Below are 25,589 nucleotides of genomic sequence, written 5' to 3'. Positions count from 1 at the left end.
AAATGCTGCGCATTGAATGCCCCTGCTGCGGTCCGCGTGACCATGACGAGTTCCGCTATGGCGGCGACGCTTCCGTCAGCCGTCCGACCCATGACGATCCCGATCCGGAAGCCTGGTACGCCTATGTCTATGTCCGGAAAAACCCCGCAGGCCTCCACCGCGAGTTCTGGCAGCACGTGATCGGCTGCCGCCAGTGGCTGGTGGTCGAGCGCGACACGCGCAACCACGTCGTTTCTTCCGTTACCTTCGCCAGGACATCGCGAGCATGAACGCCCAAAACAAGCGGTTACCTGGCGGTGGTCGCATCGACCGCTCTTATCCCGTCGAATTCAGCTTCGACGGCCAAAAGATGGCCGGATATCGTGGTGACACGCTCGCATCCGCGCTGCTTGCCAACGGCGTCACCCTGGTTGGACGCAGCTTCAAATATCATCGTCCGCGCGGCATTCTTTCCGCCGGGCCGGAGGAGCCGAACGCACTGGTCACGCTCGGGACAGCGGGCAGGCGCGAGCCGAACCTGCCGGCAACGACGCTGGAACTAGGCGAAGGCATGGCTGCGGAAAGCCAGAATCGCTGGCCGTCGCTGGCCTTCGACGTGCAAAGCGTCAATGGCCTGTTCGCGCCGTTTCTTTCTGCCGGCTTCTACTACAAGACCTTCACGGGTCCGACGCGGCGCGCCTGGAAGGTCTACGAACACTTCATCCGCAAGGCGGCCGGCCTCGGCAGAGCCGGTACCGAACCGGATCCAGATCGCTACGAGGTTCGTCATGCCTTTGCCGATGTCGCAATTGTCGGTGGTGGTCCGGCCGGATTGTCGGCGGCGCGGGCTGCGGCCGCCGCCGGCGCGCGAGTAGCGCTGATCGAACAGGATTTCCTGCTTGGCGGCCAGCTTCTGGCGGAACGGTCGGACGGCGCGGCTGCTTCATGGTTGAACCAGATCGAAGCCGAACTGAAAAGCTTCGACACCGTCACGCTGATGAAGCGGACCAGCGCTTTCGGCGTCTATGACGGCAATGTCATAGGCCTGGTCGAACAACGCGACCAAGTCGGCCCGCCGCGAACCGGCGAAGCTCGGCAAACAGTCACGTTGCTTCGCGCCCGCTCGATCGTTTTCGCAACCGGCGCCATCGAGCGTCCAATGGTGTTTGCGAACAACGACCGGCCCGGCGTCATGCTTGCCTCGGCCGCCCGGACCTACCTCAACCGCTTCGCCGTTCTGCCGGGCAGGAAAGTCATCGTCACTGCTGTCAATGACGGCGCCTGGCGCACTGCCTTTGACTATGCTGCAGCCGGCGCAGAGGTAACGGTTGCCGATCTGCGCGCCGCACCGCCAACGGCGCTTGTCGCGGAAGCCGCACGCATCGGCGTCACGGTGCGGACCGCAACGCGCATTGTCGACCTGCATGGCGGCCGTGCCGTCAGGGGCGCGACACTCGCCGGACCGTACGGCCAGTCCGAGGCCGCCTGCGATCTGGTCTGCGTGTCCGGAGGCTGGTCGCCGACCGTGCACCTCACTTCGCATCTGGGCGTCAAGCCTCGATATCGCGAAGACATCGACGGCTTCGTGCCAGGCGCCTTTCCAGCCGACCGTTTCGGCGCCGGCGCAATGATGGGAAACTATGCGACCGCCGATGCTATCGAGGGCGGTCATCGTGCCGGCGTTGAAGCTGCATCCTTCTGTGGCAAGTCGGCGCCTGTATCAGCTCCTTCAAAGCTCGATCTGGGCGAGACCATTACGACCATGCTTCGCGAAATCCCGTCCGCCCAAGGCGGAAAAGCCTTTGTCGATTTCCAGATGGACGTGACGACAAAGGACGTCGAACTCGCCCATCGCGAAGGCTATGAAGCGGTTGAGCACCTGAAACGCTACACGACGCTCGGCATGGGCACCGACCAGGGCAAGACCAGTAATTTCCTGGCCCTCTCGGCTATGGCCGCCCTGCGTGGCGCAACGGTTCCCGAGACCGGCACCACGACCTTCCGCCCACCCTTCACGCCGGTCGCCATCGGTGCCCTTGCAGGCCGCGCCACCGGCCATCATTTCAAGCCGTTCCGCCGCACACCGATGCACGACTTGCATCTGGCGAACGGCGCCGACATGCTGGAAGTCGGCCTCTGGATGCGACCCTGGTTCTACAAGCAGTCCGGAGCCGATGTGAACGAAGCCTACGTCGCCGAAATGCGAAATGTGCGCCAGGCCGCTGGCCTGATGGACATCTCCACCCTCGGCAAGATCGACGTCCAGGGTCCCGACGCAGCCACATTCCTGGACCGTGTCTATGCCAACGGCTTCGCCAAACTGCCGGTCGGCCGTGCTCGCTACGGCGTCATGCTGCGCGACGACGGCATCGTCTTCGACGACGGCACCACGACGCGGCTGGCGGAAAACCGGTTCTTCATGACCACGTCGACCGCCAAGGCCGCCGACGTGCTGTCGAGGCTGGAGTTCCTGCTCGACACCGCATGGCCGGAACTGCGCGTCGCCATCACCTCGGTGAGCGATGAATGGGCGGCGATGTCGGTCGCCGGACCGAAGAGCCGAGCGATCCTGGGGGCGGCATTTCCGTCGCTCGACGTTTCCAACGAAGCGCTGCCGCATATGGGGTTGCACGAAAGCCAATGGGAAGGCTGCGCGCTGCGCATCGTGCGCCTCAGCTATTCCGGCGAGCGTGCCTATGAAATCTACGTCGGCGCAACTGCCGGTGAACAGCTCTGGAGCCGCTTGCTCGAAGCCGGCAGGCCGTTCGACCTGAAGCCCTACGGCGTCGAGGCGCTTGGTGCGCTCCGTGTCGAGAAAGGCCATGTCGCAGGGCCTGAAATCGATGGGCGCACGACGCTCGACGATCTCGGCCTTGGCCGCATGGTCGGCAAGCGCAGCAGCTTTGTCGGCGATGTGCTGCGGCGGCGCCCTGCCCTGCTGGCGCCTGACCGGCAACGCCTGGTCGGTCTGGAATGCATCGAGGACGGAAAGCGCCTGCGCGGTGGCGCCATCCTGTTCCTGCCAGGCGAGAAAGCTCACGGCCACGGACGCGGGCGCATCACCTCCGTCACCTTCAGCCCCGAACGCGGCCACTATGTCGGGCTGGCACTGCTTGCCGGCGATGTCGCGACGGAGGGAAGCGAGGTCGTGGCCGTCTATCCTATGAAAGCCGAAACGGTGCGTGCCCGCATCGTCTCGCCGGTATTCCTCGATCCGCAAGGAGAACGGCTGCATGGCTAGCCCAGATTTCAGCCTGTCCGTTGCCGATTGCCCGCTCATCCAGGTCGAGGGGTGGGATGGAATGCTGGGGCAATTCGAATCGAGCCTCTCGGCGGCGCTCGGCACAAAACTTCCCGCCTCGGTCGGAGAGACGGTGCGTCACAAGAACTTTGTCATCATTCGCGTTGCACCGCGCCGTCTCTGGCTGGCCCTCGACGACGGGACGCAAGGGTCGTCCCTTGCCATCGATCCCGATCTCGGCTGTTCGGTTTGCCTTGGCGAAGGCCGCATGCGTTTCAGCCTGGCGGGGGCCGACATCGCGAGCATTCTCTCAACCTGCATAGCCGTCGACTGGCACGCGCCGACCACCGCTCCGGGCCGGGCCGTGCAGACTTCCTTCCACCATGTGCCGGTACTCCTGATTCGCACCAGTGAGACCTCGTGCGATCTCGTCGCGCCGCGAAGCTTCGCCCGCAGCCTCCAAGATTGGCTCGCCGACGGCTAGCCTGAATACCGCCCCAGAATCCCGCCCCAGAATCCCATTGTGCGAATCCGACGCCGCCGCGCCGTTTGGTCACGCGAATTTCACGCGTCACAGAGCGATTCATGGCGGCTGCTGAGGGGCCGCTACGGTACCTCAACAGCACGATCAATTAGTCGTCGCTCACGGAACAAGGGGTCTCGGTGAACGTTAGAAAGACGGGTTCGCCGTTTGCGAAGCAGTGAAAGGCGGATCTCCCCTTCCAGGAATAGGAGAAGACGATGAGAAGTCATCTGATTCCTGCCGCCACCGGGCTTATTCTGCTCGCCGGCATCGGCGTGGCCACCGCGGACGAGGTGATTGTCACGCCCGAACAGCAGACGGTCATCCGCGAATATGTGCATAAGCATCCGCTGGCATCGATCAATCTTCTTGGGGTGGAACTCAGTGTCGGTTCCGCTTTGCCCGACACGGTCGAACTTCGGTCGATCGATGTTCCCGATGTCAAATACAAATATGTCGTCGTCGGCAATCACACAGTGCTGGTCGACCCGGGCACACGCAAGATTGTGAAGGTTATTGACTGACGGCAAGCCCGCCGTTCCAAGCGACAGCAGGCGTGCCGTCCGATAGGAAAGGAGCCAGTTCAATGTTGCCGCATGTTGAGACGTGCGATGTGGCCGCCGCTGTCGACGAACTGCTGAACGAGCGATGCAACGCGTTGCTATCGATGAAGGCAGCAATCGCCGCGCTGCGGGAACGCACGGGGACGGAGCGGTCGGACGCGGACCTGGAAGGACTGATCACCAAGAAGGCGGCGCTCTTCGGCGTCGCGGTGCTGTCCGACAGGGACTGAAGGCGAAAGCGCTCCCAGCATGATCGAGAGGCCTTTACGTCGACACCCGCTCATCGGCGAGCTTTCGACCTTGCCTGCCTGGCTGCCGCCGGCTTAATGCGGATTCGCAACGATCCACCTTCGGGATGGTCGATCTCGAAAGAATTCGTTTTCCGCACGAGATCACTTAGTTTCCGGAACCCAAAGGTCCGCGGATCAAAGTCCGACGCCAAATTGGCGAGTTGAGTGCCGACAGCACCGAGTGGGACCCAACCGTCCTCGCTCTCCATCTGCGCGATGACTTTCGAAATGATTGGCGTGGCGGCGCTGGGAGACTGAAGCGGGTTTGTGGCCCGGCTTGTGTCCTCACTATTTGTCTGCGTCGTTGCAAGCAGGTTCTCCGTGTAGACGAATTTGCGGCAAGCCTGGCGAAAACTCTCCGGGGTCTTCTGTTCGCCGAAGCCAAATACATCGATCCCCTGCTCGCGGATACGTGCCGCGAGACGAGTGAAATCGCTGTCCGACGAAACCAGGCAGAAACCGTCGAAGCGGCCGCTGTGAAGCAGGTCCATTGCATCGATCACCAGGGTGATGTCCGACGCATTCTTCCCCGTCGTGTAGGCAAACTGTTGTTGTGGGATGATGGCATGCTTCGAGAGGATGTCGGCCCAGCCTTTGGAGCGGACGCCGGAGAAGTCGCCGTAAATGCGGCGGACACTTGCCTCGCCGAGCTTGGCGATCTCTTCGAACAGGCCATCAGCGATCTTGGACGACGCGTTGTCGGCATCAATAAGAACAGCGAGACGAGGAGAACGGATCTCAGGCATTGAATTTCCCCTTGGAAGAATCAGCCGAGCTTTGAAGCGTCACCACGGCTGCGTGCCTGGTCTTGCTTCTTTTCGGGCTCCTAGACGCCGAGTACGAGACGAACGCGGTTGTCGTCAATTGTCCGCTTGCTTCGACTTGCGGTCTCGCGCTTGCGAACAGATGTCGCCTGGACTGGAGGCTCTTCATTCTCGTCCGGATTGGGCAGCGGAGTTTCGTCCGGCAGCCCTTCGGGTTCAGGCTCCTCGATCGGCTCAGGCTTCCACGTCGGAGCCGGCATGGGTACATCGCGATTTGGATCGGGTTCTCTTGGCTGGGGCATCGAGGTCATCTCCGTTCAGCCTGGACAACTCATCCACCACGCCATGGTTCCTGGCTAAACCCCTTACCGCTCTGATCATTGCGCAGTGGAATCGCACATGCTGGTGGTCGCGACGAGGCCTTGGCCTTCGGGTTTTGCATATCTTTCGGAACCGGTCCGATTCTCAAGCCGTTGTCTTGGAAAGACAGCGAGGAGAACCGCCATGAAGGACAAGGCAGCAGATTTCGAAAACACCTTGCCGCAGGTTGCCATCGACGATCTCCAGGTGCGGCAGCTTGCCGTCGCAACCGATTTGCCCTCCAAGCAAGCCCGCGAACTGGTGCGTCGCCACGGCAACGACCCCAAGAAGCTGGAAGAGCTGGCGAAGTCGATCAACGCAGCGAATTGAACCAGGTCGATTGAACCTGGTCAGGCTACATGCCGACGCGCATTAGATGTCGAGCAAGGCATAGGGACGGCCGCTCGGCTTGGCCACATGCATGGCGACGTTGTAGACCTTGGCTCCGCCAGGCGTTTGACCTTTGTAGGAGCCGCGATGAGCATGGCCATGCACGACGGCGCTGACCTGGAACCGATCGATCGTTTCCGCCAGACGTGAGGAGCCTAGAAACGGGAATATCTCCGGCGGCTCTCCTGCAACGGTCTCCACGACCGGCGCGTAGTGAAGGACCACGATCGTGCGTTTCGCGCGGACCTGCCGCATCGCATTTTCGAGCCGCATTGCTTCGCTGACGCTTTCCGCGACCATCGCTTTGATCGCCGGTTCGCCGAAGGAGCCAAGCATGCGCGACCCGAAACCGCCTACGAACCCCTTCACACCGACAAAACCGACATCCCCAATTTCGATCGCCTGCCCGTCGAGGAGGTGAACGTCCGCCTGGCGCAGGATCTTGGTGACATCTTCTGCCGCATCGGACTCATAGTCATGATTACCGAGCACGGCCACCACCGGGATCGAGCAGTTGCGCAGATCCTCGGCGAGGAGCTCCGCTTCACTAGGCTTACCGAGATTGGTGAGATCGCCCGCGAGTACGAGGACATCGGCTTCGCGCGATATCTCGCCGAAAAGATCGCGATAAGAGGCATGGCCATCTTCCCTGACATGCAGGTCGCCTAGCGCGGCAATCTTGAGCATGCGTTTGCCGTCCGCCGGCGTGGCCTTCCTGTTGCGATCAGCCATCGCGAAATTCTCCCGCGCCGCCGACGCCGGCAAAGCCCCATTCCTTGACATCGATTTCGTAGTCGACTTGCGAAAGCAGGCGCCCGCGGCAGATCTTCATTCTGGGAGACGGCAATTGTCGCTGCTTGGCGAGACGGTCCAGCAATTCATCGAGCAGCCAAGCCGGAACATGATCGCGCTCGCTCGGATAGATCCACCTGAAATTGAGCAGATGCATCAGCAGCACCTCCCAGTGAACCTCCAGATAGGAAAGCAGCCTGTGCCAGTCGATCTGGTCATGCGCCTTGAGAATCGTATGAGCGATATCGGCTCCGTCGTGACGCCCCCTGTCCTGGATGAAGCATTTGGACCAGACGAGCTCGGTCGGCCCGATAATTCTCACCCGGTTGCCCAGCAGCTCGGTCTGCCGGGCGTGTTCCAGCCACAGATCGCCAACAGGCATCATGCCATTGGCGGAGCCGAATATGACATCGAAGAAATGCGTGCCCTTGAACACTTTTCCAAGCCACCGATCGTCTTCGATTTCGACCGCGTATCCAAGCTGTTTGAAATGGGCGAGGATGCGCGCATAGTCGCCCGCCTTACAGAAGATATCGAGATCCTTGGTCTGGCGGGTGACTCCCGTGTAGGCGCTTAAGGCGTATGTTCCAGCGACAAGAAAAGGAATGTCCGTGCCGGTGAGTTCGCGGATCGCCTCCGAATAGAACACCTCGGCCTCGGTGTTGTTGAGTGTCGGCGCGGCCTTTGCATCAATCGTGGGAAGCGTAACCAGAACGTTTTCAGGTGAACGACCATTGGTCATGATATGATGACTCCAATCCGACGGCCAACGACCGCCCGCTGGAGTAACAACGTGAACCGCACCCGGTTCCGCCGGCGGGGCAGTCGAGTGGATTCGTTCTCGTCCTGTCGGCGCTGACCGCCGCGCGCCTTCTCCTCAATGTGACCGGGTTCCTTCGCAGCCTTCGCCGGTGCGTTGGCCGACGGAGCATCAAACGAAAAACCCGCCTGTAAGGCGGGTCACTGGCGCGAATCGGCACCATAGGTAAATATGTACCATAGCTGAGGTCACGGAATCAAGAAAAAATTCCTATCGGTGAAAAGTTGCCGGCACAAAAGCTGCCAACACCGCCGAACTGGGGCTGTCGTCAGGCATTGGGCACCGCCGGTGTGGCTGGATCTGCCGGCACGTCACAGCAGCCGTATCTGATAGCTCAGCACGCGCTTCCCACCGGGCGCGATCAGCATCAGGCCCGGCTTGTCGACGAAGTCGCCGTCGAAGTCCGCCGGGCTGGCGATACCGTGCCAGGGTTCGATGCACAGGAACGGCGCGCCGCTCGGCTTTGACCAGATGCCCAACTCCTGAACCCCTTGCCACGACATCTCGATCGCCGGACCGCGCTCGGCGGCGTAGCGCACGCTGGTGCTGGCAGGTCGATCGAGAATGACCGCGTCCTTGTCGAACAGCCGCTCGGAGAGCGCCAGGATATTGCCCTCGACAGGCGTCGGCTGCGGCGTCGGCAACAGCAAACCGTCCTTCAGGCGGCGGATCGGCGCAGTCTCGTCCTCGGCAAAGGTCAGCCGGTAATCCGTCTTGGCCAGCCCTGGCAGCAATGGCCAATTGAATGCCGGGTGCGCCCCAACCGACGCCGGAAGCGGCTCGTCGCCGGTGTTGGTGATGTCGAAGGTCACGCCGAGCTGCCGGCGGTCCAACGTGTAGGTCACCGCCAGGCGAAAGGCGAATGGGTAGTGCGCGCGGGTATCGGCGTCGTCGGTGAGAACCAGCGTGCAGGACCCTGGCCGCCTCTGCGCCCAGGCAAACGGCTTGTCGCGCGCGAACCCATGCTGCGTCATCGGATAGGTTCGGCCGCGATGGCGCAACTGGTCGCCCTTGAGCCGCCCGACGATCGGGAACAGCACCGGCGAGTGACGCCGCCATTCCGGGCCGGCCTGCCACAGAAGCTCCGTGCTGTCGGCATCGCGCAGAGAGACCAGTTCGGCGCCCTGCCCGACGACAGTCGCCGAGATGCCGTCGCCGTGAAGCGTCTGGCTGTCCTGTTCCATATGTCCTCGCGGTTTGCTGGCGGGACAGCCAGGTTAGCAAAAGCCTTCGCGGACTCAAGGGCGAGCGTGTCGGCGCCTTCGTTCTGGTGCTTGCCTGATCAGATGGCGGTCAAGGGCAAGCCAGGCAGCACCTTGTCAAGGGTGATCGGAAATTCGCGCACCCTGACGCCGGTGGCGTTGTAGACGGCGTTTGCGACAGCAGCCCCCGCCCCGCAGACACCAAGTTCGCCTAATCCCTTGGCGCCGAGTGGATTGGCCTTGTCATCGTGTTCCTCGAGGAAGACGACCTCCATCGCGCCGATGTCGGCATTGACCGGGACGTGATACTCGGCAAGGTCGTGGTTGACGAAGTGGCCGTAGCGCCGATCGAGCACTGTCTCCTCCATCAGCGCGGCGCCGATGCCCCAGCTCATGCCGCCGATGATTTGCGAGCGCGCGGTTTTCGGGTTGAGGATGCGGCCGGCGCCAATCACTGCCAGAAAGCGACGCATCCGGATCTCGCCGGTATCGCAATCGACCGCGACCTCGGCGAAATGTGCGCCGTGCGAGTGCTGGGAATAAGCCTTGTAGGTTTCGGTGGCATTGGCGGCGGCAACCAAGCCTTCGGCCTCGAACCCGTCCGGGGCAATATCGCGAATGAGATCGCTCAGCCTTGCCGAACGCTCGCCGATCCTGACTTCGCCGTGGGCGAAGTTCGCCTCGCTGACATTGACGCCACGGAACGGCGAAGCTTCGCTCGACCGTGCCACTTCCAGGATCCGCTGCTTGAGGATGCTGCACGCCTGATGCAGCGCGGAACCCGAACTCGTCGCGCCCCAGGAGCCGCCGGAGCCGGCAGTGCGCGGGAAAAGGCTGTCGCCGAGCTCCACCTTGACAGATGAGAGCGGCAAGCCAAGGTTTTGCGCGACGATCTGAGTCAAGATCGTATAGGTGCCGGTGCCGATATCTGTCATGTCGAGCCGTGCCGTGACCTGGCCGTCCCGGTCGATCGCGACCCGCGCCGTCGTCGCGCCGATGTAGTTCGGACGGATCGCCGCCGCCATGCCGTAGCCAATGAGCTTGCGGCCCTCCCGGGTACGGCCGGGCACCGGATCCCGCCCCTGCCAGCCGAAGCGACGCGCACCCTCCTCCATGCAGGCCACGAGGTTGCGGGTCGAAAACGGCACACCGCGCTCCGGATCCTGTGTCGGCTCGTTGCGGATCCTGAGCTCGATCGGATCCAGCCCGAGACGCTCGGCGAGTTCGTCCATGGCGCATTCGAAGGCTAGCATGCCCGGCGCTTCGCCAGGCGAGCGCATCCATTCGCCGCGGTTGATATCGAGTCGAACCAGGCGATGGCGGGTGAGGCGGTTCGGCGCCGCGTAGAGCGAGCGGGCAAAGGCTGCCGTCTGCTCGCAATACTCCTCGAAGCTCGACGTCGCCGACCAGACGTCATGCGAGATCCCGGTGAGCCGTCCGTCACTATCCGCACCGAAACGCAGCTGGTGGATCATCTCGGCGCGATGGCCGGTGTTAGCGAACATCTGCTGGCGCGTAAGCGCGATCTTTACCGGACGCTGCAAGACCCGCGCTGCAAGCGCTGCCAGCACCGTGTCGGCATGGATAATCAACTTGGAACCGAAGCCTCCGCCGACGAAGGGGCTGACGATGCGCACGCGCTCCGGCGGCATGCCGAGCGTGGTGGCAATGCCTGCCCTGTAATTCGCAAGCGTTTGCGCCGATGTATGGATCGTCAACTCGTCTCCTGACCAGACGGCGATCGTCGCATGCGGTTCCATTGGGTTATGGTGCTCGAAGGGCGTCCGATACGTGGCATCGACCTTGACCGGAGCTTGTGCGAAGGCGCTCTCGAAGTCGCCGACAACGCTGTCCGTCGCCAGGCCGGCATTTGTTCGCCTGGGTGCATAGGCATCGCTGAGATGCGCTTGTAGATCGTAGGTGCCCACCTCCTCATCGTAGCGCACCTTGATGAGTCCCGCGGCGGCGCGCGCCGCCTCGAACGTCTCCGCGACGACCAGCGCCACCGGCTCGTCATAGTAGCGTACGCGGTCACTGTTGAGCGCCGGTCGGGCGCGCGTGAAAACCTCCGGTACGGTCGGTGTCACCGCCGGGCCAAAATCCGGTTGTGGCGGAGCATTTCGGTGCGTCATGACGCCGACTACGCCCGGTGCCCTTTCGGCGTCCGAGATATCGATCTCCGCGATGCGACCTTTGGCGATGGCAGCGCCGAGGACATAGCCATAAGCTACGCCGTCGATTGGATGTTCATAGGCGTATGTCGCGCGGCCCGTCACCTTGAACGGCCCGTCGATGCGGTCGACGGGACGACCGATGAATTCGACATGAGGGGAAGATTTCACCGTTGAACGGGAAACAAAGCCGGTCGAATCGGCGGACTGTCCGCGAAGCGTCGTGGTCTTGTGCATGGGCTCACCTGGAATGTTTAGTTCTCGGAAACTCACATAGCCGCAGCACGGCTCTTTGTGATCGCCGCGCAGCTGCTGTTCACGTAGCAATATCGCCGAAATACTCTCGAAACTCGATCAGCCGCCCCGTCGGGCCGGCCCGCATGAAAAGCGCGTGCAGGCCCGTATAGGGCCCGCCGCCGATCGTCCCACTCCCGCGATCGCAAATGATGATCCAATCGGAGGCGAAGAGCTTAAGATCAACGATCGATTCCGTGATCCTGTTACCCTGCGCTTTATGTGCGGCGGTCCACGCTGCGAGCGCGCGCTTGCCGTTCGGCGGTTCGTGTCTACCCCGTTGCTCACCAACCGGAAATTGGAAGGTCATCGTCTCGTCGCAACGATCGAGGAAAGCCGACCAGTCGCCGGAAGCCCAGCCGGCAAAGAAGGCTTCCACGGCCGCTTCAAGTTCGCGACGAAGCTCAGTATCTGACGCGGCGCCCCAAGCGGTGGCGGGCGCGACGAGAAGGCCGCCACTGGCGGCTGTAACGGCGCGTCGCGTGAGTTTCATGTCTATCTCCTTGCCACCGGCCCGTCGACTGCGGGACAAACATCTAGGGACGGCCGTTCGGGGCCATCGTCTCTGCATGACCTTACGCGCGCTCGACCGCGGCTGCGGCAAGCGTGTGCCGCAGCGTCCGTTTGGCCAGCGGGATCTTGAAATCATTGTCGCCATGCCCGACTGCCTCGGCCAGCGCGGCTTCGGCGGCTTCGGTAAAAGCGCCATCGGACGCCACCGAGCCGGCGAGCGTTTGCTCAGCCGCGGTCGCGCGCCAGGGCTTGGCCGCGACCCCGCCCATGGCGATGCGGGCGCTGCGTATGCGATCGCCACTTTTCTCGACGATCGCCGCCACCGACACCATCGCGAAAGCATAGGAGGCGCGGTCGCGCACCTTGCGGTAGAGTTGCCGACCGGGCGGAGGGGGCGGCAAGGTGACCGCGGTGATCATCTCCCCATGACCGAGCGTGGTCTCCACGTCGGGCGTTGTCCCGGGCAGGCGATGGAGATCGCCGATCGGAATGGTGCGAGCTTCGCCACCTGGCGACAAGGTCTCGATCCTGGCGTCGAGCCCGGCCATGGCAACCGCCATGTCGGAGGGATGAACAGCAATGCAGGCGTCGTTTGCACCGAGGATCGCATGCATGCGGTTGAAGCCTTGCAGCGCGGCACAACCGGAACCCGGCTCGCGCTTGTTGCACGGCATGTTGCGGTCGTAGAAATAGAAGCAGCGCGTGCGCTGCAGGAGATTGCCGGCGGTCGAGGCCTTGTTGCGGATCTGACCGGAAGCCCCCGCCAGCAGCGCTTGTGAGAGCATCGGGTATTGCGACCTCACCCGCGGCTCGGCGGCAAGATCGCTATTGCGGACCTGCGCGCCGATGCGCAGGCCGCCCTCCTCCGTTTCCTCGATCCGGTCGAGCGGCAGGCGGCTGACGTCGACGAGATGCGCCGGCTGCTCGATATCGAGCTTCATCAGGTCGAGGAGATTGGTGCCGCCGCTGATGAATTTGGCATCCGGCCGATTGGCAACCGCGGCGGCCGCCTCTTCCGCACTCCCGGCGCGCTCATAGGTGAAAGCCCGCATCGCTCACGCCTCCCCTGCCGCGTCGCGGATGGCGGCGACGATGTTCGGATAGGCAGCACAACGGCAGATATTGCCGCTCATCCGCTCGCGGATCTCGGCATCGTCGAGCGCGACCGAGGCTGCCGCCACTTCGTCGCTGGCATGGCTCGGCCAACCCTCCCTGGCCTCGCCCAGCATGCCAACCGCGGAGCAGATCTGGCCGGGCGTGCAATATCCGCACTGGAAGCCATCGCGTGCAATGAAGGCGGCCTGAACGGGATGAAGCCGGTCGCCGTCGGCGAGCCCTTCGACTGTGGTGATCTCGTCGCCCTCATGCATGACAGCGAGCGTCAGGCAAGAATTGATCCGACGCCCGTTGACGAGGACGGTGCAGGCGCCGCACTGGCCGTGATCACAGCCTTTTTTCGAACCGGTAAGGCCGAGATGATTGCGGAACGTGTCGAGCAGCGTTGTCCGCGGATCGAGCTCGACGGCAAAGTCCCTGGCGTTGATGCGCAGCGACACCGGCATCGTTGGTCCCGGCGTGGTGGACGCTGCGACGGCGGGCTCCATTTGCTGGGCTTCTACCGATAGCCCGGTTGCCAGCAGCAGACCGGTCGCGGCCCCTCCCTCCAGCACCGCTCGACGCGTAGGTCCGTTCCTGTTGTCTGTCTCAGCCATGCGTGATCTCCCGGGGCGCAGTGATAAGGGCTCGACAGCGACCCCGGCCCGACAGCGGGCGCGTCGGGTGCGCTCATTGACGCTTATGGACGTGGTCCGGCAGGCTCGGCATTTCTTTCAGGAAATCGGCGGCACTATCAGGATTCCGGAGAAAACTGCACCCGGTAGGCCCGAGGAGTCATGCCCCTGAGGCGCCTGAACGTCGCGGTGAAGTGGCTCTGGCTAGAGAAGCCGAAGCGAAAGGCAATGGTGCCGATGGACGACCCGGTTTCACGCAACACGACTTCCGCCCGCCGGACCCGTTCCTCGATCACGTAGGCGTAGGGTGCAAGACCGGTCGTCGCCTTGAAGCGGCGCGCAAACGTGTCGACTCCCATCTCTGCGACAGCCGCCAGCTCGCGCAGCGAAATGTCGGAGTTGATGCGTGCCTCGATGTATTCCCGGATGCGGGCAAACGTGCGGCGGCTGAGACGGCCGTAACGCGGGGCCGGGAGCTGCTTGCCGGCCAGCATCGCCACGCGCATGCTCACGAGCGCAGCCAGATGCTCGACATAGCCGGTGTCCGGCCTGTGACCGAGCGCCATCTCGACCCGGAGCGAACTCAAAAGCGTTGCGATGACATTATCGCTCCTGTTCACCAGGATCGGCGTATCCGCAAGCCTTTCGCTTCCTGGAAATTCGGGATCGATCCACAGGGCCGAATAGGAAAGATTGACGTCCCGGTAGACGCCGAGCCGCTCCGCGCCGGCGGGGACGAAGGTGAGGTCTCCCGGACGATCCATCCCGTCGTAGACGGACTTTTCCCCGGAGCGGATCGATGTATGCGACGTCCCCCCTTCCTCAGTCAGTACGATCAGATGGTGGGGAGCTGTCCAGCGGAGCTCTGCGTCCCGGCACACCCAGCGCCGATTGTCGAAAACGACCGAAGAGTCGACCCAGGCTGCCGTTTGCAGGGCTTCCGACTTCTCCTCCCGGCTCCGAATCCGTCCGTGACCAAGCAAGGGTCTGAATGACATCGCGATATTTTACTGATCCACTTTTGAGCAACAGAACGCTCGGTTTGGGATTATTCGCCTGGCTTCCGATGGGAAGATGATCAGCACGGAAGCCCAGGCCTGCCCGATCTGGCCGACCGGGCAGGCCCGTTGGAACGGGATTACTCGCGCTCGCCGGTGAAATTCAACAGCAGCTGGAAGATGTTGATGAAATTCAGATAGAGCGACAAGGCGCCGAAGACGGCCAGCTTCTGGCGCGATTCGCCGTCGAAATTCTCGGCATACTGCTCCTTGATCGTCTGGGTGTCCCAGGCGGTCAGGCCGATGAACACGGCAATGCCGATAACCGAGATGGCGAACTGCAGCGCGGTCGAGCCAAGGAAGATGTTGACGATGCTGGCGATCACCACGCCGATCAGGCCCATGATCAGGAACGACGAGAACTGGGTCAGGTCGCGCCTGGTCGTGTAGCCGTAGAGGCTGGTGGCGCCGAACATGGTCGCGGCGATGAAAAAAGTGCGCGCGATGCTGGTTCCGGTGAAGACCAGGAATACGGAAGCGAGCGACAGGCCCATGACCGCGCAGAAGGCCCAGAACATCGCCTGGGCGCTGGCCGCCGACATTGTCTGCATCTTGAACGAGAACAGCAAGACGAAGGCCAGCGGAGCCAGCATCACCACCCATTTCAGCGGGCTGGAGAAGATCGGCACATAGAGCGCCGGCGTCGACGAGATCATCAAGGCAACGAGGCCGGTGACCACAAGGCCGACGCCCATGTAGTTATAGACGCGCAGCATATGCTGACGCAGCCCCTCGTCAAAAATGGCTCTGGTTTGGGCGCCGGTGCCGACGCGGTATCCCAGGTTGGGCGTGTTCATTTGCATTCTCCTTTCAAGATCGGTCGGTAAGGGTGGATCGATCAGTAAAGCGTCTTGGCGAGCGTCTCGGCGGCGCGGTCGAGGTCGCGGACCTCGCTTTGTCCGACCACCGCATAGGCGACCTCGCCGATCTGGAAGTAGGCCGACGAAATGTCGCCCAAGGGCGCGATGGTCGGCTTGACGACGTCGAAGGTTCCAGGCCGGATCGCGAACAGCGACACCAGCCCCATGTCTTTCGTCTCGACCGCCATCTCGACGCTCGGCCCAAAGCGCGACGGGTAGATCTGCACGTCGCGGACCTTCCAGTCCGTCGGCAGCGACGGCATGACGATGGCGGTCGCGGCACGGATCTCGCCAGCGTCGTAATCGGGCGCTTCCGGCTGCGACGGCATGCTTTCGCGCACCAGCGTCGTTCTATGGGCCCGCACCGCCTCATCGACGTAGGCAGGCGGCTGTGGCGAGGCGACGACCTTGGTCACCGACATCGGCCCGATGATGCCATTCGCCAGCCAGCCGGCGGCGACGAAGACGGCAACCACCGCCGCGCGCTGCAACACACCGAAGATGCGGCCGCGGGCAAGCCCCCTCTCCAGCCGCCGCGCGGCATCGGCGGTCGCTGGCCGCGCCATGCCCTTGGGGCCGGCAAGCGCCACGCGCAGTTCATCGCGGGTGCGGAGATCGGACATCACGCGCGCCGCTGCTTCCGGCCGGGCCGACAGAAATGCCTCGACCTCGATGCGGCGGGTGACATCGATCTGGTCGTCGACATAGGCGTCGAGGTCGATATCGGTCACGGGATCGACAGCTGCTGTCATGACGGGCCTCCAACGATCCTAAGGTGGTTTTTCGCCTTCGCGGGTGCCGCCGCCTCCATCTCGCGCAATGCGGCGCGCGCCCTGCCGATGCGTGACATCAACGTTCCCAGCGGCACGCTGCTGGCATCGGCGGCCTGCTGGTAGGACAGCCCCTCGATGGCGACGAGATGCAGCGCTGAGCGCTGTTCTTCCGGCAGGCTGAAAAAGGCTTCGCGCACTTGAGCCAGGCGCACCGAATGTTCCTGCGGCGCCGGCGTGCTGCCATCGACAAGATATCCGGCCTGTTGGAGGCGCGTGGCTTCCGACCCGCGCGATCGCATTCTGTCGATGAAAGTGTTGTGGACGATCGACAGCAGCCAAGCGCGCAGGTTTCCACCGGAGCGGAAGGTGCCGCGCCGCTCATAGGCACGCACCAGCGCGTCGTGGACGAGATCCTCGGCATCCGTGCTGTCGCGCGTCAGCGAGCGCGCGTAACGGCGTAGCGAACCGAGCTGTCCTAAGACGTCAAAGCGTGGCATCGACGGTTTCATGTCCTGTTTACGGAGCATGTGGGGAATTTAATCCCTGCCCCGCCAATTTTTTACCGGGTTGGCTTGAGGACATCGTTCGCCCCAGAAAGCTTGTGCAGCCTGAAGCGGCGGGAAAAGCGCTGGCGAAACGCAACCGATTTGCGTATCAATCCGCCGCCCATTGGAGCCGTATCGATGTTTGAAGCCCTGCAGCCCGCCCCCGCCGACAAGATCCTGGCCCTGATCGGCCTTTATCGCGCCGACCCGCGGCCCGACAAGGTCGACCTCGGTGTCGGCGTCTACAAGGATCGCGACGGCAAGACGCCGGTCATGCGGGCGGTGCGCGAAGCCGAAAAGCGGCTGCTGCAGGGGCAGGACACCAAGACCTATCTCGGCCTTGCCGGCGATATCGGTTTCAACACGGTAATGGCCAAGCTCGCCTTCGGCCCCGGCGCCGACATGACGCGCATCCGCGCGGCACAGGCGCCCGGCGGCTCCGGCGCGCTGCGGCTGGCGGCGGAATTGCTCAAGCGGACACGCTCGGACGCGACCATCTGGCTGTCGGACCCGACCTGGCCGAACCACATGCCGGTGATGCGTGCTGCCGGCCTGCAGATCCGTGAATACCCCTATTTCGATGCCGCCTCGGGCACAGTGCGCTTCGACGACATGCTGGCGGCGTTGCGAACGGCAAGAAAGGGTGACGTGGTGTTGCTGCACGGCTGCTGCCACAACCCGACCGGCGCCAATCTGGACGCGGCACAGTGGGCGGCCGTAACCGAGCTGGTCGTCGAGTGCGAGTTGCTGCCATTTGTCGACATCGCCTATCAGGGCTTTGGCGATGGCCTCGAGGCCGATGCCCTCGGTTTGCGCCTGCTGGCCACGAAAGTTCCCGAAATGGTCGTCGCCTCGAGCTGCTCGAAGAATTTTGCTGTCTACCGCGACCGCGTCGGCGCGGCGATGATCCTGGCCAGGGACGGCGCCCAGGCCGATGTGGCGATGAGCCAGATGCTGTCGGCGGCGCGCGCCATGTATTCGATGCCACCGGACCACGGTGCCGCCGCCGTACGCATCGTGCTCGAAGACGCCACCTTGCGTGCGGACTGGGAGGCTGAACTCGAAGAGATGCGCCTGCGCATGCTCAGACTTCGTGTCCAGTTCGCCGAGGCACTACGGCGTCAGTCCAACTCCGACCGTTTCGATTTCATCGCCAATCATCGCGGCATGTTCTCCCGCCTTGGCCTCACGGAAGCGCAGGTCGAACGGCTGCGTTCCGAGCACGGCATCTACATGGTCGGCGACAGCCGCATCAATGTTGCCGGCCTGCCCGAGGATGGAATGGACGAACTCGCCAAGGCGATCGTCTCTGTCCTCGACTGAGGCGGCTCACCTGTGGACAAGGTTCCCGCGCCGGCTGACAGCGTTGGCCGCGCGGCCGGCCGCGGGATAGCATTCGATAGACTGACGCAATTCCGGACAGAAAACCGTTTCACACTTTTCCTGGAATAGCTCTAGATGACGCCATCGAAAGACATTTCGCGCCTGATCGAGATCATGGCGGCGCTGCGAGCCCCAAAGACCGGGTGTCCCTGGGACATCGAACAGGATTTCTCGACTATCGCCCCCTATACGATCGAGGAGGCCTATGAGGTGGCGGACGCCATCGCGCGCGGCGACCTCGATGACCTGCGCGACGAACTCGGCGACCTCCTGCTGCAGGTCGTCTACCACGCGCAAATGGCTGAAGAGGCGGGTGAATTCGCCTTCGGCGATGTGGTCAAGGCAATCACCGCCAAGATGATCCGCCGCCACCCGCACGTCTTCGGGGACGAAAAGGCCCGCAGCGCCGGCATGGCGAAGGGCATGTGGGAAAAGATCAAGGCCGAGGAGAAGGCCGAGAAACGACAAGCCCGCCTCGCCCGCGGCCTCGACCCGGACGATAACGGCAAGGGGTTTCTGGACAGCGTGCCGGTCGCCTTGCCCGCGCTGACGCGGGCGTTGAAACTTCAGGAGAAGGCCGCCCGCGTCGGCTTCGACTGGAGCGAGGCAGCGCCCATCCTCGACAAGATCGAGGAAGAGATCGGCGAATTGCGCGAGGCGCTGGCCAAGGGCGAAACGGCCCCGATCAAGGACGAGTTCGGCGACATGCTGTTTGCCGTCGTCAATCTCGGCCGCCATTTGAAGGTCGATTCCGAAGCGGCGCTGAGCGGCACCAACGAAAAATTCCGCTCGCGCTTCCATTATGTCGAACAGGCCCTTGAGAAATCCGGTAGCACGCTGGAGAAGGCGACCTTGCCCGAAATGGAAGCGCTCTGGCAGGAAGCAAAAACCGCGAAGTAGGTTCCCTTACCCGTTATTTTTGCGACGCAATTTGCTTTCGATCTCTTCGCGGGCGCTTTGCGTGGCCCTGAGCGAGATGGTGGCGCTGCCGTCGTCATTGTCGCTTCGCGAAACGATATCGCCATTGCGATAGATCCAGTCGACAAGGCCGAACTGCGCCGGCTCGATCGTCACCGTCAGGTCTTCGAGCTCGCCCGCCATCCGCGTTTCGATGATCGCCTTCAGCGCATCGATACCCTCGCCGGTCACCGCCGAAATGGCGATCGGCGGGGCTTTGCTGGCGTCGGCGCTGTCGGCAAGCAGCCGGCTGCGGTTGCCCTCGTCAAGCAGGTCGATCTTGTTCCAGACCTCGATGATCCGCTTGGCATCACCGGCGTCGACGCCGAGGTCGGCGAGGATGCGCTCGACATCCTCGGCTTGGGCCGCCGTGTCCGGATCGGAAATGTCGCGCAGATGGATGACGAGATCGGCCTCGACAACCTCTTCCAGGGTAGCGCGGAAAGCCGCGATCAGATGCGTCGGCAGGTCCGAAATGAAGCCGACCGTGTCCGAAAGGATGATCGGCGTGCCGTGCGGGAGGCGCACACGCCGAAGCGTTGGATCGAGCGTGGCGAACAGCATGTCCTGCGCCAACACGTCTGCTCCGGTCAGCCGATTGAACAGCGTCGACTTCCCGGCATTGGTATAGCCGACGATCGCCACCACCGGGAACGGCACCTTCTTGCGCTTGGCGCGGTGAAGGTCGCGCGTGCGGCGCACCGTTTCCAGCTCCTGCTTCAGCTTGATGATCTTTTCCTGCAGCTGCCGCCGGTCGGATTCGATCTGCGTTTCGCCGGGGCCGCCGAGGAAGCCGGCACCGCCGCGCTGGCGTTCGAGGTGGGTCCAGCTGCGCACGAGGCGACCCTTCTGGTAGTTGAGATGGGCGAGCTCGACCTGCAAGGTGCCTTCCTTGGTGCGCGCGCGCTCGCCGAATATCTCGAGGATCAGCCCGGTGCGATCCAGCACCTTGGCGTTCAACTCTTTCTCCAGATTGCGCTGCTGCACCGGAGTCAGCGGATGGTCGACGACGACCACTTCCGCATGTCCCTCTTTGACGATTTCTGCGAATTCGGCGACCTTGCCGCTGCCGAGCAACGTCGCGGGGCGCGGATCGTTGACGGTCACCACCGCGGTATGGATCAGATCAAGGTCGATGGCGCGGGCAAGGCCTACGGCCTCGTCGTGGCGAGCGTCGGCCGAACGCATCAGCCGTGGACGGTTGGTCTCGTCCTCGTTGCGCTGGTGGCGGGTAAGGACGGGCACAATGACAACGGCCCGGGTCGGGCCCTCGGCTTCCGTCCCTGGATGATGCGCTGGTTTTCCGCGAACGGTATCGTCCGCGTCTTTCTCACGTGCCAATCAGGCGCCCTGGCTTTCCTCGCCATCGAACATTTGAACCGGCTGGCTCGGCATGATCGTGGAAATGGCGTGCTTGTAGACGAGCTGGGAGTGACCATCACGGCGCAATAGGACACAGAAATTGTCGAACGAAGTGACCACGCCGGTCAGCTTCACGCCGTTGATGAGGAAGATGGTGAGCGGATTCTTGCTCTTGCGAACTGAATTCAGGAACAGGTCCTGAAGGTTTTGCGATCGTTCCGCCATTGTTCTTGTCTTTCGCCGATCCCCTTCGGTTTGCAAGCCAATGCGCCAAATTAACAGGCGCATGTCAAGCTCACAAACACCGTCTTGTCGTCAGCAACGACAAGCAGAACGAGATAAATTGATGTTCATTCCACCTGTGCGGTTATCAGGCTGGACTTTTTTCCGCAATGTCAAAAAAGGCTTGTCGCAACGAAAGTGTTATCGAGCCGGGGTGCCCATTGGCGATTGTATCGCCGTCGATGGCCACAACCGGCATGGCGATTGTCGTTGCGGAGCTGATGAACGCCTCGCGTGCCGCCTTGGCCTCGGCGACAGAAAAGCCGCGCTCCTCTATCTTCACGCCGAGCTTGGCCGCCACTTCAAACATGGTCGTGCGGGTGATGCCGCGCAGGATGCCATGCTCGGCCGGCCTGGTAACCAGGACGCCATCCCGGGTGACGATCCAGGCATTGGACGAGCCGCCTTCCTTGACGTTGCCGTCGGTGTCGACGAACCACGCTTCCTGGGCGCCGGCTTCCTTGGCCTTCTGCTTGGCCAATACATTGGGCAGCAACCCGACGCTCTTGATGTCGACGCGGTCCCAACGGTTCTCCGGCACTGTGATGACCGCAATGCCGGTTTCAGCGCGTTTTGCACCAGAGGCGGGATCGGCCTTCCTAGCGGTGACCACCAGGGACGGCTTGGTGTCGGCGGACGGGAAGACAAAGTCGCGGCTGGCAACGCCGCGCGTCACCTGGACATAGACCAGGCCGTTGGCGACATGGTTGCGGTTAACCACCTCGCGCAGGATCAGCGGCAGCACGTGAGAGGTGACCGGCCAGGCGATCGACAATTCGGTCAAGGAGCGGTTCAGCCGGGCCAGATGGCGCGGCATGTCGACGATGAAGCCGCGCGCCACCTCGCAGACCTCATAGACGCCGTCGGCGAACTGATAACCGCGATCCTCGATATGCACGGCAGCATCCGCGTGAGTGACGTAGCGGCCGTTGACATAGGCAATACGCGGCATTGGCAACCCCTCAGGAATTTTCCCGCTTTCTTATGCGATTCCGCCGCCGCCGTAACCGGCAAATGGTTGGCCCAGGCGCGGCTGGCCGGACGTCGCGTTCAGACGCCCAGCGACTTCAGCTTGCGGTGCAGGGCGGAGCGCTCCATGCCGATGAACTCGGCGGTTTTCGAGATGTTGCCGCCGAACCGGTTGATCTGGGCGATCAGATAGTCCTTCTCGAACTGTTCACGCGCCTCGCGCAGCGGCAGCGCCATGATGTGCTGGTCGGATTGATTCGGCGTACGCGGCATGACATCGCCGATCTCGGCCGGCAACAGGTCCGCGGTGATCGGCGCATCGATGTTGTCGCCGCGCGCCAGGATCATGAGGCGCTCGACATTGTTGCGCAGCTGGCGGACGTTGCCAGGCCAGTTATGCGCTTGAAGCACCGCCAGCGCGTCATCGCCAATACGGCGCGGCTTAATGCCGGCCTGACGCGCGATCTGCTTCATGAAATTGTCGACGAGATAGGGAATATCCTCGCGCCGCTCGGCCAGTCCCGGCACCATGACCGGAACCACCGCCAGGCGGTGATAGAGATCTTCGCGGAAACGCCCGTCGGCGATCATCGCTTCGAGATTCTGCGAGGTCGAGGAGATGATGCGGACATCGACCTTGACCCGCTTGGTGCCCCCTACCCGCTCGAACTGCTGCTCCACCAGCACGCGCAGGATCTTGTTCTGCGTCTCGCGCGGCATGTCGGCAACTTCATCGATGTAGAGGATGCCGCGATGGGCCTCCTCGAGCGCGCCGACCTTGCGCTCGACGCCGTTCGATTCGGTGCCGAACAGCTCGATCTCCATGCGCTCGGGCGTAATGTTGGCGGCGCTCAGCGTTACGAACGGCGCGCCCTTACGCGCCGACAGCGTGTGGATGGCGCGCGCGGCCAGTTCCTTGCCCGACCCTGACGGGCCGATGATCATCACGCGGCTGTTGGTCGGGGCAACGCGCTCGATAGTCTGGCGCAGTTGGCTCATCGCCGACGACATGCCGATCAGATCGAAGGTTTCGCCACTGCGCAGCTTGAGGTCGGAAACCTCGCGCCGCAGTTTCGAGGTCTCGAGCGCACGCTCGGCAATCAGGATCAGCCTGTCGGCCTTGAATGGTTTTTCGATGAAATCATAGGCACCGCGGCGGATGGCGGAGACCGCCGTTTCGATGTTGCCGTGGCCTGAGATCATCACCACCGGCAAGGTCGGGTGCATCGTCTTGATCTCGTCGAGCAGTGCCAGCCCGTCCAAACGCGAGCCCTGCAGCCAGATGTCGAGGAAAATCAGCCGCGGTGCCCGATCGGCGATCGCCGCCAGCGCGCTGTCGGCATCGAATGCGGTGCGGGTTTCGTGACCTTCGTCGCTCAGGATGCCCGCGACCAGTTCACGGATGTCTTCCTCGTCATCGACGATGAGAATATCAGACGCCATTACCGACCTTTTCAGTTTCTCGTTCGTTTTCCGTCCTGCTATCGCCGCGCGGAGACCCGGCAGCCGCAGGCGGCAGGATGATGCTGATCATCGCGCCGCGTCCGTCGTGGAAATCTGGGGGCGCATCGTGAAGTTCCAGCCTGCCACCATGGTCCTCCACGATCTTCTTGACGATAGCGAGGCCGAGCCCGGTGCCCTTCTCGCGGGTTGTCGTATAGGGCTCGAGCAACCGCTGGCGATTTTCGCGGGGCAGGCCTTTGCCATTGTCGATAACGTCGATGCGAATCGCACCATTCTGGCGCCCGGCTTGAATCCGGATTATGCCGTGCGAACCATTCTTCTGTTCCAATCCGTCGATCGCCTCGGCGGCGTTCTTGATCACATTGCCGAAAGCCTGCGCCATCAGGCGGCTGTCGAAGGTGCCCTTGAGCGGCTCGGTGCCGAATATCCGCTCGAAAGTGATGTCGGCGCGGCTGACCTCGACCAGGAACGAGGCCTCGCGCAACGATTCGCGCAGGTCGATAGCCTTCATCTCGGGCTTTGGCATGCGGGCGAAAGCCGAGAATTCGTCGACCATACGGCCGATATCCTCAACCTGACGGATGATGGTGTCGGTGCACTGGTCGAAAACCTCGCGGTCCTCGGTAATCACCTTGCCGTAGCGGCGCTTTATGCGTTCGGCCGAGAGCTGGATCGGCGTCAGCGGATTCTTGATCTCGTGTGCGATGCGCCGCGCCACATCGGCCCAAGCGGAGGAACGCTGCGCCTGAACCAGGTCGGTGATGTCGTCGACCGTCACGACATAGGATTTTTCCTCCGAGCCGTCGTCGCCGGCTTCGATGGTGATCTGCACGTTGAAGGTCCGTTCGGCGCCGGCGCGGTAGAAGGTCACCTGCTCGCGGTAAACAGGCTTGCCAGACTTGCGGCCGATCTCGAAGACGCGGCCAACATGCGGCAGCACGGCGGACAGGTTCTGCCCAAGGGCGGCGCTGGCTGAAATGGCCAGCATCGCCTCGGCCGAGCGGTTGACGATGGTGACGATGCCGTAGGGATCGACGCCGATGACGCCGGCGGTGACGCCGGCAAGCACGGCTTCCGAGAAGCGGCGGCGCTCGTCGATCAGGTCCTTTGCGGACAGGATCTCGTTGCGCTGCGATTTCAGCTCGAGCAGCATCTTGTTGAACGTATCGCCGAGCGAGGCGACATCGCCATCCGACGGCCTGACCGGAACCGCGACATCGAGATTGCCGGTCGCCACCTCGTCGGCGGCTCCGATAAGCTGGCGAATGGGGCGCACCAGACGGTCGGCGACAGCGATACCGGTCCAGATGGCGGACAGGATGATGATCAACGTCAGCGACAGATAGGGCAGCGCGAAGGCCACCTGCGAGGTGCGACGGTTGTCTTCCAGCCCGCGATATTCGTCGGTGTTTGACCTGACGATCTGCCGCGCCTTGATCACTTCCGGATCGACGAGGCGAATGGTGTAGAGATAGAGCCCTTCGATCTCGCGCAGCTTGACGATGGCGCCCATGATGTTGCGCGTTTTGGGCTCGATCAGCACCGGCTTGCCGTCGGAAGCGCTGGCAACCGCCCCTTCGGGCGGCTCGGGCATCGCGAAATCCGTATCGGTCTTGGCGCTCATGACAAACGAGCCGTCGGGCTTGATCAGTGCCGCATGGGCCAGTGACCGGCCCACTGCTTCCTTGTTCATCAGATCGAGAAAACCAGTGCGATCGAGACCGTAGAGCGAGCGCGACGAATCGAGATCGTAGGCCATCGACAACGTCGTTCCCTGCAGGTTGCGGGCATTCTCCTGGACATAGGCGTCGGCGATCGACAGCGACGAATTGACGATCGTCTTGGTGCGGATCTCGAACCAGCGGTCGAGGCCGATATCGAGCGTGATCGATGCGATGATGGCAACCATGATTGCGGGAATGGCGGCGACCAGAGCAAACATGGCGACGATGCGCACATGCAGCCGCGAGGCGGCCTTGCCATGCCGGCGCGCCATCAGGATGCGGTGGACTTCACGCCCGACCAGCGCAATGAGGAACAGGACGAAAGCGGCATTGAGGGCAATCAGCGCCAGCGTCGTCGATTCGTTCGGCGTGATCGGCGTGGCGCCGACGAGGATGGTGAACGAGATCGCCGCCGTCACCAGCGCGCCGACGACCGCGACGACGCCGGGCAATGCCAGCAGCCGGCGACCGTCACGCGTGCCGGGTTCGCTGAACAGCGGTTGTTTCTTTGTCGGTGCCTGCGAAGCCATGTCGCCGTCTAGAGCCATGATTGCGTCGGATGTATGCAACGCATTGTGGC

General features: G+C 62.9%; 25 protein-coding genes. 8 read left to right on the top strand and 17 right to left on the bottom strand.

Going from position 1 to position 25,589, the window contains the following annotated elements:
- Positions 1 to 2 precede the first annotated feature (2 nt).
- The 5 genes from NKJ90_RS21290 to NKJ90_RS21270 all read left to right on the top strand — a co-directional run bounded on the left by NKJ90_RS21290 (position 3) and on the right by NKJ90_RS21270 (position 4,536).
- On the top strand, positions 3 to 269 hold the full coding sequence (locus NKJ90_RS21290; protein ID WP_031259706.1) for a sarcosine oxidase subunit delta: 267 nt from the start codon (positions 3 to 5) through the stop codon (positions 267 to 269).
- The gene (locus tag NKJ90_RS21285; protein ID WP_352486717.1) at positions 266 to 3,220 is read left to right on the top strand and encodes a sarcosine oxidase subunit alpha family protein; all 2,955 of its coding nucleotides are present in this window, start codon (positions 266 to 268) and stop codon (positions 3,218 to 3,220) included. The genes NKJ90_RS21290 and NKJ90_RS21285 overlap by 4 nt, the downstream gene beginning before the upstream one ends.
- Positions 3,213 to 3,704, top strand: coding sequence for a sarcosine oxidase subunit gamma family protein (locus NKJ90_RS21280; protein WP_023757896.1), 492 nt, complete (start codon positions 3,213 to 3,215; stop codon positions 3,702 to 3,704). The genes NKJ90_RS21285 and NKJ90_RS21280 overlap by 8 nt, the downstream gene beginning before the upstream one ends.
- A 257-nt stretch (positions 3,705 to 3,961) precedes the next feature.
- Positions 3,962 to 4,267: a DUF1236 domain-containing protein gene (locus NKJ90_RS21275; protein WP_023757897.1), complete on the top strand. Its 306-nt coding sequence runs from the start codon at positions 3,962 to 3,964 to the stop codon at positions 4,265 to 4,267.
- 62 nt (positions 4,268 to 4,329) lie between these two features.
- Entirely contained in the window at positions 4,330 to 4,536 is a 207-nt protein-coding gene (locus NKJ90_RS21270) for a hypothetical protein (protein ID WP_023757898.1), read from the top strand.
- Positions 4,537 to 4,586: 50 nt separating this feature from the next.
- Here NKJ90_RS21270 and NKJ90_RS21265 read toward each other — a convergent pair whose 3' ends face one another.
- Positions 4,587 to 5,342 (bottom strand): NYN domain-containing protein, encoded by a 756-nt coding sequence (locus tag NKJ90_RS21265; RefSeq protein ID WP_023757899.1) that lies wholly within the window; start codon positions 5,340 to 5,342, stop codon positions 4,587 to 4,589.
- Between the two features lie 522 nt (positions 5,343 to 5,864).
- Between NKJ90_RS21265 and NKJ90_RS21260 the strand changes: the two genes are divergently transcribed.
- A complete protein-coding gene (locus tag NKJ90_RS21260) occupies positions 5,865 to 6,050 on the top strand; it encodes a hypothetical protein (RefSeq protein ID WP_023757900.1) in 186 nt (61 codons plus the stop codon).
- A gap of 42 nt (positions 6,051 to 6,092) precedes the next feature.
- Here the strand turns inward: NKJ90_RS21260 and NKJ90_RS21255 are convergent, their stop codons facing one another.
- The 11 genes from NKJ90_RS21255 to NKJ90_RS21205 form a co-directional block, all read right to left on the bottom strand.
- Positions 6,093 to 6,842, bottom strand: a complete 750-nt coding sequence (locus NKJ90_RS21255) for a metallophosphoesterase family protein (protein ID WP_023757901.1) — start codon at positions 6,840 to 6,842, stop codon at positions 6,093 to 6,095.
- Positions 6,835 to 7,644 carry a nucleotidyltransferase family protein gene (locus NKJ90_RS21250; RefSeq protein ID WP_023757902.1) on the bottom strand — a complete coding sequence of 270 codons (810 nt, stop codon included), beginning with the start codon at positions 7,642 to 7,644 and terminating at the stop codon, positions 6,835 to 6,837. Before NKJ90_RS21250 ends, NKJ90_RS21255 begins: the two co-directional genes overlap by 8 nt.
- A gap of 389 nt (positions 7,645 to 8,033) precedes the next feature.
- A complete protein-coding gene (locus NKJ90_RS21245; protein WP_023757903.1) occupies positions 8,034 to 8,906 on the bottom strand; it encodes an aldose 1-epimerase family protein in 873 nt (290 codons plus the stop codon).
- Between the two features lie 98 nt (positions 8,907 to 9,004).
- Positions 9,005 to 11,332, bottom strand: a complete 2,328-nt coding sequence (locus NKJ90_RS21240) for a xanthine dehydrogenase family protein molybdopterin-binding subunit (RefSeq protein ID WP_352486714.1) — start codon at positions 11,330 to 11,332, stop codon at positions 9,005 to 9,007.
- 79 nt (positions 11,333 to 11,411) lie between these two features.
- Positions 11,412 to 11,882, bottom strand: a complete 471-nt coding sequence (locus NKJ90_RS21235; protein WP_023757905.1) for a nuclear transport factor 2 family protein — start codon at positions 11,880 to 11,882, stop codon at positions 11,412 to 11,414.
- Between the two features lie 82 nt (positions 11,883 to 11,964).
- Positions 11,965 to 12,954 (bottom strand): FAD binding domain-containing protein, encoded by a 990-nt coding sequence (locus NKJ90_RS21230; RefSeq protein ID WP_023757906.1) that lies wholly within the window; start codon positions 12,952 to 12,954, stop codon positions 11,965 to 11,967.
- A 3-nt stretch (positions 12,955 to 12,957) separates the two neighbouring features.
- A complete protein-coding gene (locus NKJ90_RS21225) occupies positions 12,958 to 13,614 on the bottom strand; it encodes a 2Fe-2S iron-sulfur cluster-binding protein (RefSeq protein ID WP_023757907.1) in 657 nt (218 codons plus the stop codon).
- Positions 13,615 to 13,751: 137 nt separating this feature from the next.
- On the bottom strand, positions 13,752 to 14,396 hold the full coding sequence (locus tag NKJ90_RS21220) for a helix-turn-helix domain-containing protein (protein WP_245266448.1): 645 nt from the start codon (positions 14,394 to 14,396) through the stop codon (positions 13,752 to 13,754).
- Between the two features lie 374 nt (positions 14,397 to 14,770).
- Positions 14,771 to 15,487 (bottom strand): Bax inhibitor-1/YccA family protein, encoded by a 717-nt coding sequence (locus NKJ90_RS21215; RefSeq protein ID WP_023757909.1) that lies wholly within the window; start codon positions 15,485 to 15,487, stop codon positions 14,771 to 14,773.
- Positions 15,488 to 15,528: 41 nt separating this feature from the next.
- Entirely contained in the window at positions 15,529 to 16,302 is a 774-nt protein-coding gene (locus NKJ90_RS21210) for an anti-sigma factor family protein (RefSeq protein ID WP_023757910.1), read from the bottom strand.
- Positions 16,299 to 16,820, bottom strand: coding sequence for a sigma-70 family RNA polymerase sigma factor (locus NKJ90_RS21205; protein ID WP_245266452.1), 522 nt, complete (start codon positions 16,818 to 16,820; stop codon positions 16,299 to 16,301). Before NKJ90_RS21205 ends, NKJ90_RS21210 begins: the two co-directional genes overlap by 4 nt.
- 186 nt (positions 16,821 to 17,006) lie before the next feature.
- On the opposite strand from NKJ90_RS21205, the gene NKJ90_RS21200 reads away from it, so the two are divergent.
- Positions 17,007 to 18,191, top strand: a complete 1,185-nt coding sequence (locus NKJ90_RS21200) for an amino acid aminotransferase (protein WP_023757912.1) — start codon at positions 17,007 to 17,009, stop codon at positions 18,189 to 18,191.
- Between the two features lie 135 nt (positions 18,192 to 18,326).
- A complete protein-coding gene (gene mazG / locus NKJ90_RS21195; protein ID WP_023757913.1) occupies positions 18,327 to 19,151 on the top strand; it encodes a nucleoside triphosphate pyrophosphohydrolase in 825 nt (274 codons plus the stop codon).
- A 6-nt stretch (positions 19,152 to 19,157) separates the two neighbouring features.
- Here the strand turns inward: mazG and hflX are convergent, their stop codons facing one another.
- From hflX to NKJ90_RS21170, 5 genes are all read right to left on the bottom strand, one after another.
- Positions 19,158 to 20,549 carry a GTPase HflX gene (gene hflX, locus NKJ90_RS21190; RefSeq protein ID WP_023757914.1) on the bottom strand — a complete coding sequence of 464 codons (1,392 nt, stop codon included), beginning with the start codon at positions 20,547 to 20,549 and terminating at the stop codon, positions 19,158 to 19,160.
- Positions 20,550 to 20,795, bottom strand: coding sequence for an RNA chaperone Hfq (gene hfq / locus NKJ90_RS21185; protein ID WP_006202172.1), 246 nt, complete (start codon positions 20,793 to 20,795; stop codon positions 20,550 to 20,552).
- Between the two features lie 145 nt (positions 20,796 to 20,940).
- Positions 20,941 to 21,804 carry a D-amino-acid transaminase gene (locus NKJ90_RS21180; RefSeq protein ID WP_023757915.1) on the bottom strand — a complete coding sequence of 288 codons (864 nt, stop codon included), beginning with the start codon at positions 21,802 to 21,804 and terminating at the stop codon, positions 20,941 to 20,943.
- A 98-nt stretch (positions 21,805 to 21,902) separates the two neighbouring features.
- Positions 21,903 to 23,264 (bottom strand): nitrogen assimilation response regulator NtrX, encoded by a 1,362-nt coding sequence (gene ntrX, locus NKJ90_RS21175; RefSeq protein ID WP_013895628.1) that lies wholly within the window; start codon positions 23,262 to 23,264, stop codon positions 21,903 to 21,905.
- Positions 23,254 to 25,539, bottom strand: a complete 2,286-nt coding sequence (locus NKJ90_RS21170; protein WP_352486709.1) for a sensor histidine kinase NtrY-like — start codon at positions 25,537 to 25,539, stop codon at positions 23,254 to 23,256. Before NKJ90_RS21170 ends, ntrX begins: the two co-directional genes overlap by 11 nt.
- Positions 25,540 to 25,589 lie beyond the last annotated feature (50 nt).

The sequence above is a fragment of the Mesorhizobium sp. M0051 genome (assembly GCF_040323235.1).
Taxonomy (GTDB): domain Bacteria; phylum Pseudomonadota; class Alphaproteobacteria; order Rhizobiales; family Rhizobiaceae; genus Mesorhizobium.
This window is presented reverse-complemented; position numbering and strand designations above follow the sequence as displayed.

Coding starts and splice junctions, on each gene's coding strand:
- NKJ90_RS21290 (WP_031259706.1), top strand. CDS start 3: ATGCTGCGCATTGAATGCCCCTGCTGCGGTCCGCGTGACCATGACGAG.
- NKJ90_RS21285 (WP_352486717.1), top strand. CDS start 266: ATGAACGCCCAAAACAAGCGGTTACCTGGCGGTGGTCGCATCGACCGC.
- NKJ90_RS21280 (WP_023757896.1), top strand. CDS start 3,213: ATGGCTAGCCCAGATTTCAGCCTGTCCGTTGCCGATTGCCCGCTCATC.
- NKJ90_RS21275 (WP_023757897.1), top strand. CDS start 3,962: ATGAGAAGTCATCTGATTCCTGCCGCCACCGGGCTTATTCTGCTCGCC.
- NKJ90_RS21270 (WP_023757898.1), top strand. CDS start 4,330: ATGTTGCCGCATGTTGAGACGTGCGATGTGGCCGCCGCTGTCGACGAA.
- NKJ90_RS21265 (WP_023757899.1), bottom strand. CDS start 5,342: ATGCCTGAGATCCGTTCTCCTCGTCTCGCTGTTCTTATTGATGCCGAC.
- NKJ90_RS21260 (WP_023757900.1), top strand. CDS start 5,865: ATGAAGGACAAGGCAGCAGATTTCGAAAACACCTTGCCGCAGGTTGCC.
- NKJ90_RS21255 (WP_023757901.1), bottom strand. CDS start 6,842: ATGGCTGATCGCAACAGGAAGGCCACGCCGGCGGACGGCAAACGCATG.
- NKJ90_RS21250 (WP_023757902.1), bottom strand. CDS start 7,644: ATGACCAATGGTCGTTCACCTGAAAACGTTCTGGTTACGCTTCCCACG.
- NKJ90_RS21245 (WP_023757903.1), bottom strand. CDS start 8,906: ATGGAACAGGACAGCCAGACGCTTCACGGCGACGGCATCTCGGCGACT.
- NKJ90_RS21240 (WP_352486714.1), bottom strand. CDS start 11,332: ATGCACAAGACCACGACGCTTCGCGGACAGTCCGCCGATTCGACCGGC.
- NKJ90_RS21235 (WP_023757905.1), bottom strand. CDS start 11,882: ATGAAACTCACGCGACGCGCCGTTACAGCCGCCAGTGGCGGCCTTCTC.
- NKJ90_RS21230 (WP_023757906.1), bottom strand. CDS start 12,954: ATGCGGGCTTTCACCTATGAGCGCGCCGGGAGTGCGGAAGAGGCGGCC.
- NKJ90_RS21225 (WP_023757907.1), bottom strand. CDS start 13,614: ATGGCTGAGACAGACAACAGGAACGGACCTACGCGTCGAGCGGTGCTG.
- NKJ90_RS21220 (WP_245266448.1), bottom strand. CDS start 14,396: ATGGATCGTCCGGGAGACCTCACCTTCGTCCCCGCCGGCGCGGAGCGG.
- NKJ90_RS21215 (WP_023757909.1), bottom strand. CDS start 15,487: ATGAACACGCCCAACCTGGGATACCGCGTCGGCACCGGCGCCCAAACC.
- NKJ90_RS21210 (WP_023757910.1), bottom strand. CDS start 16,302: ATGACAGCAGCTGTCGATCCCGTGACCGATATCGACCTCGACGCCTAT.
- NKJ90_RS21205 (WP_245266452.1), bottom strand. CDS start 16,820: ATGCCACGCTTTGACGTCTTAGGACAGCTCGGTTCGCTACGCCGTTAC.
- NKJ90_RS21200 (WP_023757912.1), top strand. CDS start 17,007: ATGTTTGAAGCCCTGCAGCCCGCCCCCGCCGACAAGATCCTGGCCCTG.
- mazG (WP_023757913.1), top strand. CDS start 18,327: ATGACGCCATCGAAAGACATTTCGCGCCTGATCGAGATCATGGCGGCG.
- hfq (WP_006202172.1), bottom strand. CDS start 20,795: ATGGCGGAACGATCGCAAAACCTTCAGGACCTGTTCCTGAATTCAGTT.
- NKJ90_RS21180 (WP_023757915.1), bottom strand. CDS start 21,804: ATGCCGCGTATTGCCTATGTCAACGGCCGCTACGTCACTCACGCGGAT.
- ntrX (WP_013895628.1), bottom strand. CDS start 23,264: ATGGCGTCTGATATTCTCATCGTCGATGACGAGGAAGACATCCGTGAA.
- NKJ90_RS21170 (WP_352486709.1), bottom strand. CDS start 25,539: ATGGCTTCGCAGGCACCGACAAAGAAACAACCGCTGTTCAGCGAACCC.